This window comes from Pseudoalteromonas sp. S1612 (assembly GCF_005887175.1).
GTDB lineage: Bacteria > Pseudomonadota > Gammaproteobacteria > Enterobacterales > Alteromonadaceae > Pseudoalteromonas > Pseudoalteromonas undina.
On record NZ_PNDH01000196.1, the window covers coordinates 1 to 261 of the forward strand.

A 261-nucleotide genomic window follows, 5' to 3' on the forward strand; every position below is an offset into this window, starting at 1 on the left:
CCAGCACAGCCACCGCCACGCGCCAAGACGGTTATAACACTGGGTGTTGGCAAGGGTACCTCTGCAAATCCATCAAACACGGCAGTAGCATCTATCAACCACGTGACAAATTCTGCTTCAGGCATAGTAACAGTAGGTAAAAATTCGAAGATATCGGCACCAATAATAAAGTGGGCTTTATCACTGGTATAAATCATGCCTTTAATATCAGTGTTAGCGGATAATTCTTTTAATGCTGCCGCGCAGTCTGAAAGACTCTGT

At 44.8% G+C, this 261-nt stretch carries 1 pseudogene; it reads right to left on the reverse strand.

The window, feature by feature from the left end:
• Window positions 1-261, reverse strand: a pseudogene (fadB, locus tag CWB78_RS18670) (fatty acid oxidation complex subunit alpha FadB); the annotation flags it as partial.